We start from the raw sequence: 16,716 nt of genomic DNA, 5'->3' as shown, positions 1-16,716 counted from the left end.
GCGCCTGTTACGGAGGCCGGTACCCATACTGCCCCGCTACCTCTCCGAATACTTCGCATGAGCAACTCCACCAAGCCCCGCCGCGGCATCCCCCTCCTTGCCGCGCTCGCAGGCATCATCGCTGCGGGCATGGTGCTCGGTGTCGCCGAGCTCGTCGGCGCTTTCTTCCGTGCCAGCGCCACACCCGTCATCGCCATGGGATCCACCTTCATCGACTTCACCCCGCCTTGGATGAAGGACTTCGCGATCGCGACGTTCGGGACGAACGACAAGCTAGCCCTGCTGATCGGGATGGGTGTCACCATCACCCTCCTGGCTGCGATCCTCGGCCTCGTCGCCTTTCGGAGGTGGATGCTGGGCGCCGCCGGAGTGCTCCTCATGGGTGCGATCATCGTGGCCTGCGTCCTGACGCGCGCCGGAGCCTCGCTCCCCGACGCCATCCCCACGGTCGTCGGCACGACTGCAGGCCTGCTCGCCCTCCGCTGGCTCGTCGCCCGCCTGCGCCACGCCGCCGTCGCTCCCGCCATCGCCACACCCGCTCCCGCAGCCAAGAACCCGGGCTCGGACCGCACTCGTCCCGGCGTGACCGTCGTCGAGTCGGGCGAGGGGACACCCCGGAACGACGACGTCGCGGGCCCGGTTGCCGCAGCCACCTCGAGGACCCCCGGCAGCACCTCGCGCCGCGGGTTCTTCGCCGCCGCCGGTGTCACCGCCGTCGTCGCCGCCGCGGCTGCCGGTGGTGGGCGCCTGCTGTCGGGAGCACGCAACAACATCGCCGCCGTGCGCGACAGCCTGGAGTTCCCCTCACCGTCGAGCCCGGCTCCCGCCCTCCCCGCCGGTGTGCAGTCCCCCGTTCCGGGCGTGACACCCTTCGTCACCCCGAACGGGGACTTCTACCGGATCGACACGGCGCTCAGCGTCCCTCAGCTCACGACCGACGACTGGGTGCTCCGCGTCCACGGGATGGTGGAGGAAGAGTTCGAACTTACCTTCCAGGACCTCCTCGACGCCGACCTGATCGAGCGCCACATCACCCTGACGTGCGTCTCGAATCCCGTGGGCGGTTACCTGGCCGGCAACGCCAAGTGGCTCGGATACCCCCTGCGCGAGGTCCTCGCCCGGGCGAAACCCCTCGAAGGCGCGGACATGGTCCTGTCGACGAGCTCGGACGGCTTCAGCGCCTCCACTCCCCTGCCCGTGCTGCAGGACGACCGCGACGCCATCCTGGCAGTCGCCATGAACGGCGAGCCCCTTCCCGTGGAGCACGGCTTCCCCGTCCGGATGGTGGTGCCTGGCCTGTTCGGTTACGTCTCAGCGACCAAGTGGGTCGTCGACCTGGAGGTGACGCGGTTCGCCGACAGGACGGCCTACTGGACCGATCGCGGCTGGTCCGAGCTGGGCCCCATCAAGACGATGGCCCGCGTCGAGGTACCGCAGTCCTTCGCCTCGCTGGACGCCGGCGCGGTGATGATCGGTGGTGTCGCCTGGTCCCAGCAGCGGGGCATCACCAAGGTCGAGGTGTCCGTGGACAGCGGCGACTGGGAGCCCGTGACCCTCGCGGCCGAGGCCTCGGTGGACACCTGGCGGCAGTGGTCGCACGAGCTCACCCTGGACGCCGGGCTGCACACAGTACGGGCCAGGGCCACGGACGCGGTCGATGGCGTCCAGACCGACGAGCGTGCAGAGACCGTCCCCAACGGCGCGTCGGGCTGGCAGTCCGTGCAGTTCACGGTCAAGTAAACGGCAGACCGACCCCTGAGCCAGGAGCGGCGCGCTCCACACGACCTGCGCCCACCGGATGACCGTCCACTCCGGTGGGCGCAGCCGTGCAGGCCGGGCCCTGAACCCACAGCGATCACACGGAGAGGATAGGGAATACTGGAATCATGCCCTCCACCTTCACTACGGCTGACGCCGTGGACTTCGCCGTCCTCGAACGCAACGGCTTCATCGAGTCCCGCCACGTCGGTGCCGCCGTCGTCCTCGCAGCGGACGGTTCGGTCGTGACCGAGCTCGGGGACATCACGAGCCCGATCTTCCCCCGCTCCACCCTGAAGCCGTTCCAGGCGCTGGCCAGCATGAAGGCCGGCGTGCCGTTGCGCGGACCGCAGGTGGCTCTCGCGGCCGCCAGCCACGTCGCCAGCAAGGAGCACATGGACGTGGTGCGGACCATGCTCGATGCCGCCGGCGTCACCGAGGAGCACCTCCAGTGCCCCGAGGACTGGCCGCAGGACGAGGAAGCCCGCAACGACCTCGTTCGGGAGGGCAAAGGCAAGCAGCGCATCGCCTTCAACTGCTCGGGCAAGCATGCGGCCTTCCTGTGGGCCTGTACCGAGAACGGGTGGGACACCTCGACCTACCTCGAACCCTCCCATCCGCTCCAGCGCTCGGTGGCCTCGGTCATCGAGGAGTACACGGAGGAGCCGGTGTCGGCCTGGGGCATCGATGGTTGCGGTGCTCCCGTCGCCGCCGTCTCGCTGACGGGACTCGCACGGGGCATCGGCAAGGTGACCAGGGCGCCGTCGGATAAGCACGCTGATGCCCGCGCGGCGACCATCGCGACCGCGATGCTCGACTATCCATGGGCCGTGCACGGCAACGGGATGGAGAACTCGGTGGTCATGGAGGACCTCGGAGTCGTCGCCAAGAGCGGCGCGGAGGGCGTGCTCGTCCTGGGCGCCCGGACAGGGGCGTCGCTGGCCCTTAAGGTCCTCGACGGCAACTCCCGCGCGGCCACCCTCGTCGGCCTCACACTCTTCGCCGCGTCCGGAGCGATCGACGCCGAGAAGGTGGGCGCCGTCCTCGAGAAGGTCGTCCAGCCGGTCTTCGGTGGAGGCCGTCCGGTCGGCAGCCTGCGCCTCGCCGCCCCGGTCATGGCCCTGCTCGACTAGGGACGGCCCGGACCATGGCACGACGACGCATCACGCCGGAGGACGGCCGGCGGGCACTGACGTCGGTTGCCGCCGGGTCGGCCGGCCGCCCGGACCTCGCGATGGCGGTGCGCTTCACCCTCGAGGAACTCGCCGAGCTGGCGCCCGGCAACAGCGTCGAGGTGCGCGTGCCACCCTTCGGCGTGACGCAATGCGTCGAGGGCCCGCGCCATACCCGCGGCACTCCCCCGAACGTCGTCGAGATGGATGCGTCCACGTGGCTGGCCCTCGTCGAGGGAAGGACGACGTGGCCGGATGCCGTCGCCGCAGGCAAGGTCGCTGCGTCCGGACAGCGGGCCGACCTGAGCGCCTGGCTGCCTCTCTTCGGACCTCGGGGATGAGTACCGACCGACCGTCCGCGGCGGGAACGACCGGAGCCGGCACTGCAGGGCGCGCCTCCACGGCAGCCGGCCACCGCTCGTCCGGCGATCGGGCGGACCGGCTCCGAACCCTCCGCGAGCGCTCCGTCGCAGCCCTGCACCGCCAGCCCCTCGGAGCCTGGCTCACCGGCCTCGCCGCGACGCTCATCTACTCGGTCTTCTCGGTGACCCAGTGGAACACCCTGGAGTCGCCGTCGTGGGACCTCGGGATCTTCACGCAGCTCGCGAAGGCATACGCGGGCTTCGGCACACCGATCGTCCCGATCAAGGGGGAGGGCTTCAACCTCCTGGGGGACCACTTCCACCCCCTCCTCGTGCTGCTGGGACCTGCCTACGCGCTGGCGCCCTCGGGCCTCACCATCCTCATGGTGCAGAACCTCCTCTTCGGGCTGTCGGTGGTGGTGATCGCCCGAACCGGCATGCGCCTGGTCTCACCGGTGATGGGGATCGCCGTGGGGGTCGCGTATGCCCTGTCCTGGGGGCTGCAGTCCGCCGTCGCGGCGCAGTTCCACGAGATCGCCTTCGCCGTCCCGCTCCTCGCCCTGAGCCTGGAAGCCCTGCTGCGGCGGCGCATGCTGCCCGCCGTCGTCTGGGGCGGGCTGCTGGTCTTCGTGAAGGAGGACCTCGGGCTCACGGTCATGGCCCTCGGACTGGTCATCGCCTGGCGGCTCCGGACCGCGGCGGGGCTGTGGCTGTCCCTGTGGGGGGCACTCTGGCTGATCGCCTCGGTCCGCCTGATCCTGCCCGCCCTCAACGCCACCGGCCAGTACGACTACTCGGACCGGATCGACCTGGGCTCGATGATCGCCGACCCCGGAGGCGCCGTCGTCGACCTCGTCTCCGGCACCGCGAAGCACGAGACACTCCTGCTGCTCCTGGTCTCCGGCGGCTTCCTGTTCCTCCGGTCCTCGCTCACCCTCGTCCTCCTGCCGACGCTGCTCTGGCGGTTCGCCTCGGGCCAGGAGGGCTACTGGGGTCCCGAATGGCACTACAGTGCGGTCCTCATGCCCGTCCTGTTCCTCGCCTTGCTCGACGGCGTGCTCTCGCTCCGCAGGAGCCGCCGCAGCTGGGTCCGCGCCGTCACCCTGATGGGGGTCCCGGCCGCCGTCGCAGCCTCCCTGGTGCTGCTGCCCAGCCAGAAGTTCGCCGTCCTCGCCGAGCCGGAAACCTACCGGCAGTCGGAGCGCTGGGACGCGGCGCACCGCATGATGCGGCTCATCCCCCAGGCGTCGACGGTCGAAACCGGCGTGGTGCTCATGGCGTACCTGGTCCCCGAGACTCGGGTCTACTGGCTGGGCAACCTCAACCCGCCGCCGGACTACCTCATCGTCGACGCCGATGACTGGAGCTGGGGGCCGGTCAGGCCGGGGAACGCCGAAGCCCACGCCGAGCAGCGCTATCCGGGGTCCGACTACACCCTGGTGTTCAGCGAAGCCGGCTACCAGCTCGTCCAGCGGGAACGCTGATGCCCGGTAGCCTTAAAGCATGACCTCCGAGCAGCCCACGCCGAGCAGCACCCCCGAGCAGCCCGATACGCGCGGCGCCGTGCCGGCGGACGGGCAGCCCGGGCCTGCCGACCGCGTGGCACCGCCGGTCGGACAGCCGTCGGAGCCCGCCGCCGCGGCCCGGATCGATCCTTCCGCCTACCGCGAGGTGACCGTGCGCCGGGCTCCGAAGTTCGTGCCGTTCATGGCGGTCGGTGCGATCGTCGGCTTCCTGGCCGCGCTCGTCGTCGCCTACACCGGTCCGGTTGATCCCACCCTCACGCGTGAATCCGTACTGGGCTTCTTCACCGTCGCCTTCGCGCTGCCGGGGCTGCTCCTGGCAGCCCTGCTGGTCCTCGTCTTCGACCGCCGCAGCATCAAGAAGGCGGAGCGTGCCCGGGCGGAGCGCACGTTCGACGACGACGCCGCCTGACGCCGCAGGGCTCGACAGGGCTCGGCAGGGCCGGACGCAACCGACTCTTCGCTCGGGTGGCGTTGCGTGCCGTGAGAGAATGGCCGAATGGTGCGCGGCGACGGACAACTTTCCCACGATCTTCTTCCCGGCGAAAAAGGACCACAGGATGCCTGCGGTGTTTTCGGCGTCTGGGCGCCCGGTGAGGAGGTGGCGAAGCTCGCCTACTACGGCCTGTACGCGCTGCAGCACCGCGGCCAGGAATCGGCAGGCATCGCGACCAGCGACGGCCGCCGGATCAACGTCTACAAGGACATGGGCCTCGTCTCCCAGGTCTTCGACGAGTCCACCCTCAATACCCTGACCGGGCACATCGCCGTCGGGCATTGCCGGTACTCGACCACAGGGTCCTCGCACTGGGCCAATGCGCAGCCCACGCTCGGCGCCACCGCTGCCGGCACCGTGGCCCTCGCCCACAACGGCAACCTGACGAACTCCGCCGAGCTCTACCAGATGGTCCTCGCGCGCCACGGCAAGCCCCGGGCCGGTGAACTCGCCCAGGGCAACACCACCGACACCGCACTGGTGACCGCACTCCTCGCCGGCAACGACGGCCGCTCGCTCGAGGATACGGCGATGGAACTCCTGCCGAGCATCCGCGGTGCCTTCTGCTTCGTCTTCATGGACGAAGGCACCCTGTACGCCGCCCGCGACGCCTACGGCGTCCGTCCCCTCGTCCTCGGTCGCCTCGAGCGCGGGTGGGTGGTCGCGTCCGAGCAGGCAGCCCTCGCGACCGTCGGTGCGAGCTACATCCGCGAGATCGAGCCCGGCGAGGTCATCGCCATCGACGAGGACGGCGTGCGCAGCAGCCGCTTCGCGACGCCGACGGCCGCCGGCTGCGTCTTCGAGTACGTGTACCTCGCCCGGCCCGACGCCGCGATCGCGGGCCGCTCGGTCTACGAGTCCCGTGTCGAGATGGGCCGCCAGCTGGCCCGGGAGAACTCGGCGGAGGCGGACATCGTGATCCCCGTCCCGGAGTCGGGTACACCCGCCGCCGTGGGGTTCGCCGAGGAATCGGGCATCCCCTTCGCCCATGGGTTCGTGAAGAACGCCTACGTGGGCCGGACCTTCATCCAGCCCAGCCAGACCCTCCGACAGCTCGGCATCCGGCTGAAGCTCAATGCCCTGGAATCCGTCATCCGCGGCAAGCGCATCATCGTCGTCGACGACTCGATCGTCCGCGGCAACACGCAGCGCGCCGTCGTCCGGATGCTCCGCGAGGCGGGGGCAGCTTCGGTGCACGTGAAGATCTCGTCGCCGCCCGTGCGCTGGCCCTGCTTCTACGGCATCGACTTCGCCTCCCGCGCCGAACTCATCGCCAACGGCGCCGCGATCCACGAGATCAGTGCGTCGATCGGAGCCGACAGCCTCGCGTACATTTCCGAGGACGGCATGATCGACGCCACGCAGCAGCCCCGCGAGCGCCTGTGCACGGCGTGCTTCACCGGCACCTACCCCATCGAACTGCCCGATGACGACCGTCTCGGCAAGAACCTGCTGGAACGCCTCGACCCGGCCGACAAGTCCGGTGCCACGGGATGCGATCCCGGGCCGGATGCCGAGTTCGAAGCGGTCCTGACCGACGAAGACAAGAAAGAGCGGGTATGAGCGCGTCCAACCCCACCACGTATGCCAGCGCCGGAGTGGACGTCGAAGCGGGTGACCGGGCCGTCGAGCTGATGAAGGACGCCGTGCGCGCGACGCACGGCGAGCAGGTCGTCGGCGGGGTGGGCGGTTTCGCCGGTCTCTTCGACGTCTCCCGCCTCCTGACCTACACACGGCCCCTCCTGGCGACGTCGACGGACGGCGTCGGCACGAAGGTCGCCATCGCCCAGGCCATGGACATCCACGACACCATCGGGTTCGACCTCGTGGGCATGGTGGTCGACGACATCGTGGTGGTGGGCGCGGAGCCGCTCTTCATGACCGACTACATCGCGTGCGGCAAGGTGGTCCCCGAGCGGATCGCCGATATCGTCCGCGGTATCGCGGCCGGTTGCTCCGCCGCCGGCACCGCCCTCGTGGGTGGGGAGACCGCGGAACATCCGGGACTGCTCGGCGAGCACGAGTACGACGTCGCGGGTGCGGCGACCGGCGTGGTCGAGGCCGACCGCGTGCTCGGCCCCGAGCGCGTGCGCGAGGGCGACGTCGTCATCGGCATGGCCTCCTCGGGACTGCACTCCAATGGCTACTCCCTGGTGCGCCGGGTGATCAACCAGGCGGGCTGGGCGCTCGACCGGCAGGTCTCGGAACTCGGACGGACACTGGGCGAGGAACTCCTCGAGCCCACGCGCATCTATGCCGCGGACTGCCTCGCACTGACCCGCAACGACGCCGCACAGGTGCACGGCTTCAGTCACGTCACCGGTGGCGGACTGGCGGCGAACCTCGCCCGCGTGCTGCCCCGCGGGCTCGAAGCCTCGGTAGACCGTTCCACCTGGGAGCTGCCGCCGATCTTCACGCTCGTCTCCCAGCTCGGCAACGTGCCGCTGCCGGACCTCGAGCGCACCCTCAACCTGGGCGTCGGCATGGTCGCGATCGTCGGGGCGTCGGGCGCGGATGCCGCGCTCGCCCAGCTGAACGCCGCCGGACTGCCGTCCTGGGTCATGGGAAGCGTGCGCGCCGCGAGCGGCGGGAGCATCGACGGGCCCGATTACATCCAGGGCGCCAAGGGCGTCGACGGCGGGTCGGTACGGCTGCTCGGCAGCTACGCCTGACCTCCCCTCGGTCTCCGGGGAGTCACCCGGACCTCGCTCCGCGCGCGGCTCTGCCCACTCATCGGCCCCCTTCAGTGGGCAGGAACAACTCCTGCCCACTCATCGGGTCACTACAGTGGGCAGGAACAACTCCTGCCCACTCATCGGGTCACTACAGTGGGCAGGAACAACTCCTGCCCACTCATCGGGTACCTACAGTGGGCAGGTTCGAACATTCCCACCGAACGACGTCGATCAGTGGGAGGAAGCGCACCGCCAACCGGCATCGGACGACACGACGAAGCCCCTGCCCTCCAGGAGGACAGGGGCTTCGTCGTGCAGCGGGACCCGTCAGGGCTTCCCGTGCAGCGTGCGTGTGACGACGACGTCGAACGAACTGGTCCGGACATTGCCCGCCTCGTCCGCAGCCGTGCAGGTGACCGTCGTGACGCCGATCCTGAAACGGGTACCCGGAGCGGGTACGCAGTCCAGCTGGACGGCGCCGTCGAGGGTGTCGATGGCGGACGGCAGGGTGTACGCCACCTTGGCGCCGCTGGCACCGTTGGAGACGGCCTGGACGTCCGACTGGTCGGCGATCCGCGGCGGCAGCACGTCGGCCGGACGGGCCGGGAGCCGCGACGGATCGACGATGCCCCAGTAGGCCGGAGTGACCTGCAGGTCGTCGTCGAAGGGCAGCGGCTGCTCCCATGGCCGGGCCATGGGCCACGTCCGCAGCCAGGTGCGCGCGTTGCTGATTCCCCAGAACGTCACCGAATCGACGGACTCGTTGTGCTCGCGAAGCATCGAGAACAGGTCCCGGTAGTAGTAGCCCACCTCGGCTGCCGCGTCCTCGTCGTTCTCGAAGGCGGGACTGTAGGGGTCCACCGGCGCGCCACTGACATCGGCACCCTGGTTCTCCGTCGAGGCGTTGACGTCGAGTTCCGTGATGGCCTGCAGGAGCTCGGGGTTCAACGCCTCCACGGCCTTGATGGAGTCCTCGAGCCACTGCACGGGCCGGGCGACATCGACGTGGGCCTGGTGCCCGACGCCGTCGATCGGTACGTTTCGGGCCTCGAGTCCGCGGATCAGGTCGAGGTAGTCCGCGCGCTTCTCGGGCATCTCGGTGTTGTAGTCGTTGATGAACAGCGCGGCGTCGGGGAAGTAGCGGTCGGCCAGGCGGAAGGCCTCGTCCACGAAGCCCTCACCCAGGACCTGGAACCAGCGGCTGTCCCGCATGTCGTGCGGGTTCGCCGTGTCTCCGTCCGCGATGACCTCGTTCACGACGTCCCAGGCCCAGATGGGGCTGTCGCCCTCGGGATAGCGCGCATCGATGTGATCCGCGATGCCCTTGATATGGGCCTCCATGCGGGCTTTCAGCAGCGCCTGGTCGGCAGGGCTGTTCGTCAGGTCCCGGGTGCCGTCCTTGAAGAACCAGGCAGGCGTCTGCGAGTGCCAGGCGAGGACGTGTCCGTACACCTCGACGCCGTTCGCGTCCGCGAAATCCAGGAGCTGGTCGAGCTGGGTGAAGGCGAACTGACCCTCGACCGGCTGCACGCTCTCGGGCTTCCCGGCATTTTCCGGGGTAAAGGCGTTGAAATGCTTCCGGATGAGGTCCGCCGCTGTTCCCGTGGTTTCGCGTGCATCGATGGCGACACCGACGTGCTCGATGCCGTCGGCGCCGAGGACGTCCTTCAGCCCCGGGACGTCCGTCTGGATCGGCTTCTCCGCGAAGGGAGCGAGGCTGAAGTCGTCGAGGACGAAGTCGACGCCGACGGGGCCCTCCACGTAGACCTGAGCCTTGTCCGCCTCGCCGCCGAGCGTGTAGGTGCCCTTCAGCTGCGTCCAGCCGTCGGCGGTGACGGTCGCGCCTGCACCGGCCACGCCGTCGTAGGCGCTCCCTCCGCCGTTGTCACGCTGCACGGACACCTTGAGGGAGGCCGGCTGCTGTCCCGGTGCGAGCTTCGCCCAGACCGACACCTCCACCGCTACTCCCACGGGTAGTCCCGCGGTGACGTCGAGGGCCGCGCCGTGCCAGGGCTGGGTGCGGTTGGTGACGAGCAGGCTCCCGGTCCCGGTGCGTGCGTCGCTTCCGGCGGTGACCTGCACGCCGTCGCCCCGCGCCGTCCAGCCGTCCGTGCCCGACTCGAAGCTGCTCGTGATCCCGGTTGTCTCCCCGGCGCTCGCTCCACCACTCGGCAGCGCGAAGGTCCAGCCTTCGGCCAGCTTCTCACCGACGACGGTCGTCACGGCCCGAACCGTGTTCGACCGGTCGCCGCCGCCGTCGTGTGCGAGCACGACGGCTCCGGGGGTGAAGGCTTTGCGGAGATTCTCCGTGAGCGTTGCCTCGCTGAGGTCGTTGCCGTCCCAGTCGAAGATGACGTTCCCGAGACCGAGCGGCTGCATGCCGAGCGCTGCGGCCACCTCGCCCGTGGCGCCCCAACTGCCGTTGGGTGCCCGGAAGTAGGGCACCGCCAGCGCAGGGTCGCCCACGGCTGCGCGGATGATGCGGAGGTTCTCCTTCAGATCGGACTCGACCTGCGCCTGTGTCCACGAGCCCATGTCCGCGTAGGACGTCCCGTGGTTGCACAGGGTGTGCCCTTCGGCGACGATGCGCCGCAGCAGTTCGGCTCCGCCGTCGGCCTGAACGTTCTGGCCGATGATGCAGAAGGTCGCGGTGATGCCCTTGTCCCGCAGGAGGTCGAGGATCGCGGTTGTCTCGCCGGGGTTGGGGCCGTCGTCGAAGGTGAGGGCGACGACGTTCCCGGTGCCGCGGGCCGTCGCGACGGGTGTGGCGGTCGGGTTGACGGCACCGCCGGGCACGAAGGCCGGGTCCGGGGTGGGCTGCCAGGTTCCGCCATCGCCCGGTTCGGCGGTGCCGGTGATCACGACGTCATCCACGAGGTAGTCATAGGGCGCCCCGAGATCCCCTGTTCCCAGGTAGGCGCGCAGGGTGGCGGGATCCGCACCGGCAGGAGCATTAAAGGTTCCGCTCACCGTGGTCCACGCATCGGCGGACACCGTCGTGTTTCCCACCCAGCTGTACGCGGGTTCGACGACGAAGCGGGCCGACGTCGTCGTTCCGGCGGCGGCGGACAGCTTCACCTGCGCCGAGAAGGAGTACGTGCCACCGGCCTGCAGGAGGTTGGCCGGCGTCTTCACGCCGTCGTAGTCGTTCGCCCTGCCCTTGACCAGCAGTGCTTTGTCACCGTCGGCGTCGACCACGGACAGGGCAGCCCCGCCGTTCTGGGTCAGCGGACCGAAGTCACCGTCCTCGAAGTCCTCGCTCAGGAGCACTGCCGGCTCCTCGGCGTTCGCCGCCGGCAGCGCCAGGGCACCGGCTCCGGCCACCAGGCCGAAGGCCGTGGCGCCCGCAATCAGACAACGTCGTCTCATCATTCTCCTTGTTCTGTCGCCCCGCTCCCGGTCAGGGGCGAGGCGGCGGCCGCGGGCATTCCGCGGCCGCCGGGGGTGCTGCTCTTCTTGTTTCATGACGTGCTTCGTGTCGAACAACCGATTCCGCTACGGTCCGGGCGGGCCCCCTGCCCGCCCGGACCAGCGGGCTGGCCGGCTAGCGGTTGCCGCGTCCCGAGGATGCCTGCTCGAGGGTGTCCTGCAGCGCGTAGTAGGCGGGCTTGCGCGTGAAGTCGTTCCACATGACCGTCGCCTCGCCCTCGCCGCTGAAGAAGACGGGCACCCAGGAGTACTTGTCGGTGAAGCCCCAGATGGTGAAGGAGTTGCACTCCTCGACCGAGACGCAGGCCTCGAGGGCCCGCTGGTAGTAGCTCGCCTGGGTCGCGAGCTGCGCGTCGGTGGGTGTTGTCCCCGCCGCGACATCCATGCGCACGTCGATCTCGGTGATCGCCGTCTCGAGGCCGAGGGCGTCGAAGCGCTGCAGGTTGGCCTGGAGATCGCCCGGGAACCCGTAGCGCGTGCTGAGGTGCCCCTGGATGGCGAAGCCGTCCACCGGGACGCCCTGTGCCTGCAGCTTCGGAATCAGGTCGAGGTAGGCATTGCTCTTCGCGTTGATGCCCTCCACGCCGTAGTCGTTGAAGAACAGCTTGGCCTTCGGATCCGCTTCGTGCGCCCAACGGAACGCGTCGGCGATGATCTCGGGGCCGAGCTCACGAATCCAGATGTTGTCCGTCGTCCGCAGCGTCCCGTCTTCGTTGAAGATCTCGTTGGCCACGTCCCACTGCTGGATCTTCCCCGCATAGCGGCCGACCACGGTCTGGATGTGGTCCTTGAGGATGGCGCGCAGCTCGTCCTTCGAGAAGTTGCCCTCCTCGAGCCAGGCCGGATTCTGGCTGTGCCAGAACAGGGTGTGGCCGCGGACCACCTGCTTGTTCTCCTGGGCGAACTGCACGATGGCGTCCATCTCCGCGAAGCGGTAGGTGTTGCGCTCCGGGTGGACGAACTCCCACTTCGACTGGTTCTCGGGGGAGACGGAGCTGAACTCGGCCGCGAGGCGCTGCCGGTACTCCTGGTCGAAGGTGAACGGGGCCGGGTAGGGCTGCGTCTCGTGGTGGCCGCCTCCCGCGACGGCCGTACCGATCTTCAGGTCCTGCGGCGCCACCCAGCGGAGGGTGTCCTTCTTCTCGACCGCCTGCGAGCGGGACGGCTGATCGGGGGCCGCGAGTGCCGGGGCTGCCATGGGGAGGATCATGGCCGACGCGAGGACTGTTGCGGCGATGGATGAACGAACCTGCATGAGCTCTCCTTTGAGGTGCTGAGGTGCGGTGACCGATACTTCGGTCTCTGATTTCCGGAAGTTTCCGGAAATACCCTTGCTGTAGGTTAGGAACATTGCACCCGAGAGGTCAAGGGTGAAATGTATTTCGCTTCCGGGGGTGCGCAATTGCAGCGTCGGTGTTCCCGAGGAGGATGAGTGCAGGACAATGCCCAACCAGTGGTGACCATCTCCGCCATCGCCTCTGCGGCGGGCGTCTCCGTTCCCACCGTGTCCCGTGTCCTCAACGGCCGGTCCGACGTCGCCCCCGCCACGCGCGAGCGCGTCGAGACGTTGCTCCGCGAGTACGGCTACCGGCGCCGCGGCACTACCACCCCCACTCCGTCTGGCCTCGTCGACCTCGTGTTCAACGATCTCGACAGCCCCTGGGCTGTCGAGATCATCCGTGGCGTCGAGGAATCGCTCAACGGCGACGGCCTGTCCGTAGTCGTCTCGGCGATCCACCGGCGCGGAGGCGCCGACTCGACACGCAAGTGGCTCGACATCCTGGCGGCCCGGGCGAGTGACGGGGCCATCCTCGTCACCACCGACCTCGACTCGTTCCTGCACGCGGAACTCCAGCGCCTCAACCTCCCTGTCGTGGTGATCGACCCTGCAGGAGTGCCCGACCTCGAGGTACCCACCATCGGTGCCACCAACTGGACGGGTGCCGTGACGGCCACCGAGCACCTCCTCGGACAGAACCACCGTCGCATCGGCTTCGTCGCCGGACGGCCGGGACTGTGGTGCAGCAGGGCACGGCTGGACGGCTACCGCGCAGGGCTCGACGCCGCCGGCCTGGCCTTCGACCCCGCCCTGGTCATCAGCGGCGACTTCGACTACCACTCGGGTTTCTCGGCCGGGACCGAGCTCCTCACCCTCGCGGAACCCCCCACCGCCATCTTCGCCGCGAGCGACCAGATGGCCCTCGGGGTCTACGAGGCCGCGCGCCAGCAGGGGCTGCGCATCCCGGACGACCTCAGCGTGATCGGCTTCGACGACCTGCCCGAGGCATCCTGGGCATCGCCGCCCCTGACCACCGTCCGGCAACCGCTGTCGGAGATGGGGACGCTTGCCGCCCGCACCCTCGTACGTCTGATCAGGGGCGAGCCGGTCGAGAGCCCCCGCATCGAGTTGTCCACCCGGCTGATCCCCCGGGCCAGCGTCCGCCCACGGCCCGCCTGACCGGATAGCACCGGAACGACGCCACCGGAACGCAAGCACATGGTTCCCCTTGACTCCCCCAGCGCGGAACGAATATGTTTGTAACGGCAACATATTGGTCACACACACTTCCTGGAGCACTCAATGGCGATCGAGCCCACTCGCGACGACAAATTTTCCTTCGGACTCTGGACGGTGGGCTGGGAAGCCCAGGACCAGTTCGGTTCCGCTACCCGCGCCCCCCTCGACGCAGTCGAGGCCGTCGAACGCCTGAGCGACCTCGGCGCATACGGCATCACCTTCCACGACGACGATCTCTTCCCCTTCGGTTCCACCGCCGGTGAGCGCCGGGCGCAGATCGACCGGCTGAAGGGCGCCCTCGACTCCACCGGCCTGATCGTGCCAATGGTGACGACGAACCTCTTCAGCCACCCCGTCTTCAAGGACGGCGGTTTCACGAGCAACGACCGCGGCGTCCGCCGCTTCGCCCTGCGCAAGGTCCTCGACAACATCGACCTCGCAGCCGAGCTCGGCGCCAAGACGTTCGTCATGTGGGGCGGGCGCGAAGGCAGCGAGTACGACGCCGCCAAGGACATCCGCGGAGCCCTCGAACGCTACCGCGAAGCCGTCAACTTGCTCGGCGACTACGTCACCGACAAGGGCTACGACATCCGCTTCGCGATCGAACCCAAGCCCAACGAACCGCGCGGCGACATCCTGCTGCCCACGCTCGGACACGCGATGGCGTTCATCGAGACGCTCGAGCGCCCTGAACTGGTAGGCATCAACCCGGAGACCGGCCACGAGCAGATGGCCGGCCTGAACTTCACGCACGGAATCGCCCAGGCCCTATACCAGGGCAAGCTGTTCCACATCGACCTCAACGGCCAGCGCAGCATCAAGTTCGACCAGGACCTCGTGTTCGGTCATGGCGACCTGCAGAACGCCTTCTCCCTCGTGGACCTGCTGGAGAACGGTGGCCCCACGGGTGGGCCGTCCTACGACGGACCGCGTCACTTCGACTACAAGCCGAGCCGCACCGAGGACATGGACGGAGTCTGGGATTCTGCCGCCGCGAACATGCAGACCTACCTGCTGCTCAAGGAACGCGCCGCAGCTTTCCGCGCCGATCCCGAGGTGCAGGCGGCACTCACCGCGTCCCGCGTGTCCGAGATCAACGAGCCCACGCTCAACGAGGGTGAGGGCTACGAGGTGCTGCGCGCCGACCGCTCCTCCTACGAGGACTTCGACACCGATGCCTACTTCAATGGCAAGGGCTTCGGCTTCGTGAAGCTGCAGCAGCTCTTCATCGAGCACCTGCTCGGGGCCCGCTGACCCATGGCGCTCGTCACGGGCGTCGACTCCTCGACGCAGAGCTGCAAGGTCGTCGTCGTCGACACCCTGACCGGCGCCGACATCCGCAGCGGCCGTGCCCTCCACCCGGAGGGCACGGAGGTGGACCCGGAGTCGTGGTGGCAGGCCCTGCTCGCCGCGCTGGTGGCCGGGAACGGGCTCGGGAACGACGTCGATGCCCTCTCCATCGCGGGCCAGCAGCACGGCATGGTGCTGCTGGGTCGTGACGGCCGGGTCCTCCGCGACGCGCTGCTGTGGAACGACACCCGTTCCGCAGGTGCTGCCCGGGATCTCATCGCTGAACTGGGCGTCGACCAACTCGTCGCCCGCACAGGACTGGCGCCCGTCGCATCCTTCACCAGCACCAAGGTGCGGTGGGTGCGCGATGCCGAGCCCGACCTCGTTCCGCGGATCGCCGCTGTGGCGCTCCCCCATGACTGGCTGACGTGGCGCCTCCGCGGCTTTGGACCCGAGGGCGAGGCGCCCCTGGGTCCGGTCCTCGAGGAGCTCGTGACCGACCGCTCGGATGTGAGCGGCACCGGCTACTGGAACCCCGCCACGGGTGCGTACGATCTCGAGCTGTTCGAGCAGCTCCTCGGTCGACCTGCCCGTGAAGGTGGAAGCCAGGGTGGGAACGGCCCGGACGCGGTGGTGCTTCCCCGCGTCCTCGGAGCAGACGAATCCGCCGGCGTCGTGCACCCGTCGTACACGGCATCGGGCGGCCGCCGCGTCGTGCTGGGAGCGGGAGCCGGCGACAACGCCGGCGCCGCCCTCGGGCTGGGCGCTGTGGAGGGCGACGTCGTCGTGTCCCTCGGCACCAGCGGCACCGTCTTCGCGGTCACCGCGAACGCAGTGGCGGATGCGAGCGGGACGGTTGCGGGCTTCGCCGACGCCGGCGGACTGTTCCTCCCGCTCGTTGCGACCCTCAACGCGGCACGTGTGCTGTCCTCGGTGTCAGGGATCCTCGGCGTCGATCACGATGGCTTCGCCGCACTGGCGCTGGCTGCGGCTCCGGGCGCGGGCGGCGTGGTCCTGCTGCCGTACTTTGAGGGCGAGCGCACACCCAACCTCCCCACGGCGAAGGCGAGCTTCCACAACCTCAGCATCGCCTCGAGCACCCGGGAGAACATTGCCCGGGCCTCGATCGAGGGGATGCTGTGCGGACTGGCGGATGCACTGGACGCCGTGCGTGCAACGGGCGTGACACCGCGCCGGCTGCTCCTGATCGGCGGAGCCGCACAGAATGCTGCCGTGCAGCAGGTGGCGGCTCAGGTCTTCGATCTGCCCGTGAGCATCCCGGCTCCGGGAGAGTACGTGGCCCGCGGTGCCGCAGTGCAGGCCGCCTGGGTCCTGACGGGGTCGAGGCCTTCGTGGACGGTCGACACCGTGGAGGACCGCCCTTCCGATCACCGGTCGGTCATCCGGGAACAGTATCGGACAGCGGTGGCGTCCCTGACGTTCTAGCCCGCTCTCCGGACATGCCGAGAGGCACCGCCCATCCGGGCGGTGCC

Annotated in this window: 12 protein-coding genes; 10 read left to right on the top strand and 2 right to left on the bottom strand. The window is 69.2% G+C overall.

Annotation, left to right across the window (positions count from 1 at the left end; all coding sequences use genetic code 11):
* Positions 1-57 precede the first annotated feature (57 nt).
* The 7 genes from RCH21_RS05220 to purM all read left to right on the top strand — a co-directional run bounded on the left by RCH21_RS05220 (position 58) and on the right by purM (position 7,983).
* Positions 58-1,740: a molybdopterin-dependent oxidoreductase gene (locus RCH21_RS05220; RefSeq protein ID WP_326963484.1), complete on the top strand. Its 1,683-nt coding sequence runs from the start codon at positions 58-60 to the stop codon at positions 1,738-1,740.
* Positions 1,741-1,886: 146 nt separating this feature from the next.
* A complete protein-coding gene (locus tag RCH21_RS05215) occupies positions 1,887-2,891 on the top strand; it encodes an asparaginase (protein ID WP_120147326.1) in 1,005 nt (334 codons plus the stop codon).
* Positions 2,892-2,905: 14 nt separating this feature from the next.
* Positions 2,906-3,271 carry a sterol carrier family protein gene (locus tag RCH21_RS05210; RefSeq protein WP_120147327.1) on the top strand — a complete coding sequence of 122 codons (366 nt, stop codon included), beginning with the start codon at positions 2,906-2,908 and terminating at the stop codon, positions 3,269-3,271.
* Complete coding sequence (locus tag RCH21_RS05205; protein WP_326963483.1) at positions 3,268-4,776, top strand: DUF2079 domain-containing protein; 1,509 nt, start codon at positions 3,268-3,270, stop codon at positions 4,774-4,776. Before RCH21_RS05210 ends, RCH21_RS05205 begins: the two co-directional genes overlap by 4 nt.
* Positions 4,777-4,795: 19 nt before the next feature.
* Complete coding sequence (locus RCH21_RS05200; protein WP_326963482.1) at positions 4,796-5,227, top strand: hypothetical protein; 432 nt, start codon at positions 4,796-4,798, stop codon at positions 5,225-5,227.
* A gap of 87 nt (positions 5,228-5,314) precedes the next feature.
* Positions 5,315-6,874, top strand: a complete 1,560-nt coding sequence (gene purF, locus RCH21_RS05195; RefSeq protein WP_326963481.1) for an amidophosphoribosyltransferase — start codon at positions 5,315-5,317, stop codon at positions 6,872-6,874.
* Positions 6,871-7,983 carry a phosphoribosylformylglycinamidine cyclo-ligase gene (purM, locus tag RCH21_RS05190; protein WP_326963480.1) on the top strand — a complete coding sequence of 371 codons (1,113 nt, stop codon included), beginning with the start codon at positions 6,871-6,873 and terminating at the stop codon, positions 7,981-7,983. The genes purF and purM overlap by 4 nt, the downstream gene beginning before the upstream one ends.
* Positions 7,984-8,313: 330 nt before the next feature.
* Here the strand turns inward: purM and RCH21_RS05185 are convergent, their stop codons facing one another.
* Together RCH21_RS05185 and RCH21_RS05180 are read right to left on the bottom strand one after the other, a co-directional pair.
* The gene (locus RCH21_RS05185) at positions 8,314-11,355 is read right to left on the bottom strand and encodes an endo-1,4-beta-xylanase (protein WP_326963479.1); all 3,042 of its coding nucleotides are present in this window, start codon (positions 11,353-11,355) and stop codon (positions 8,314-8,316) included.
* 175 nt (positions 11,356-11,530) lie between these two features.
* On the bottom strand, positions 11,531-12,670 hold the full coding sequence (locus tag RCH21_RS05180; protein ID WP_326963478.1) for an endo-1,4-beta-xylanase: 1,140 nt from the start codon (positions 12,668-12,670) through the stop codon (positions 11,531-11,533).
* A gap of 177 nt (positions 12,671-12,847) precedes the next feature.
* Here RCH21_RS05180 and RCH21_RS05175 point away from each other — a divergent pair, with 177 nt between their 5' ends.
* The 3 genes from RCH21_RS05175 to RCH21_RS05165 all read left to right on the top strand — a co-directional run bounded on the left by RCH21_RS05175 (position 12,848) and on the right by RCH21_RS05165 (position 16,669).
* A complete protein-coding gene (locus RCH21_RS05175; protein WP_326963477.1) occupies positions 12,848-13,873 on the top strand; it encodes a LacI family DNA-binding transcriptional regulator in 1,026 nt (341 codons plus the stop codon).
* 123 nt (positions 13,874-13,996) lie between these two features.
* A complete protein-coding gene (xylA, locus tag RCH21_RS05170; RefSeq protein ID WP_326963476.1) occupies positions 13,997-15,187 on the top strand; it encodes a xylose isomerase in 1,191 nt (396 codons plus the stop codon).
* Positions 15,188-15,190: 3 nt separating this feature from the next.
* The gene (locus RCH21_RS05165; protein ID WP_326963475.1) at positions 15,191-16,669 is read left to right on the top strand and encodes an FGGY family carbohydrate kinase; all 1,479 of its coding nucleotides are present in this window, start codon (positions 15,191-15,193) and stop codon (positions 16,667-16,669) included.
* The last annotated feature ends 47 nt before the right edge of the window (positions 16,670-16,716 follow it).

Origin of the sequence: Arthrobacter sp. PL16 (assembly GCF_035985055.1) — a bacterium.
In the GTDB taxonomy this organism is placed as follows: domain Bacteria; phylum Actinomycetota; class Actinomycetes; order Actinomycetales; family Micrococcaceae; genus Arthrobacter_D; species Arthrobacter_D cheniae.
This window is presented reverse-complemented; position numbering and strand designations above follow the sequence as displayed.

What these genes read in the sequence shown, in the direction of transcription:
- RCH21_RS05180 (WP_326963478.1), bottom strand. Translation starts at nt 12,670, where the DNA reads ATGCAGGTTCGTTCATCCATCGCCGCAACAGTCCTCGCGTCGGCCATG.
- purM (WP_326963480.1), top strand. Translation starts at nt 6,871, where the DNA reads ATGAGCGCGTCCAACCCCACCACGTATGCCAGCGCCGGAGTGGACGTC.
- RCH21_RS05210 (WP_120147327.1), top strand. Translation starts at nt 2,906, where the DNA reads ATGGCACGACGACGCATCACGCCGGAGGACGGCCGGCGGGCACTGACG.
- RCH21_RS05220 (WP_326963484.1), top strand. Translation starts at nt 58, where the DNA reads ATGAGCAACTCCACCAAGCCCCGCCGCGGCATCCCCCTCCTTGCCGCG.
- xylA (WP_326963476.1), top strand. Translation starts at nt 13,997, where the DNA reads ATGGCGATCGAGCCCACTCGCGACGACAAATTTTCCTTCGGACTCTGG.
- RCH21_RS05205 (WP_326963483.1), top strand. Translation starts at nt 3,268, where the DNA reads ATGAGTACCGACCGACCGTCCGCGGCGGGAACGACCGGAGCCGGCACT.
- RCH21_RS05200 (WP_326963482.1), top strand. Translation starts at nt 4,796, where the DNA reads ATGACCTCCGAGCAGCCCACGCCGAGCAGCACCCCCGAGCAGCCCGAT.
- purF (WP_326963481.1), top strand. Translation starts at nt 5,315, where the DNA reads ATGGTGCGCGGCGACGGACAACTTTCCCACGATCTTCTTCCCGGCGAA.
- RCH21_RS05215 (WP_120147326.1), top strand. Translation starts at nt 1,887, where the DNA reads ATGCCCTCCACCTTCACTACGGCTGACGCCGTGGACTTCGCCGTCCTC.
- RCH21_RS05165 (WP_326963475.1), top strand. Translation starts at nt 15,191, where the DNA reads ATGGCGCTCGTCACGGGCGTCGACTCCTCGACGCAGAGCTGCAAGGTC.
- RCH21_RS05185 (WP_326963479.1), bottom strand. Translation starts at nt 11,355, where the DNA reads ATGAGACGACGTTGTCTGATTGCGGGCGCCACGGCCTTCGGCCTGGTG.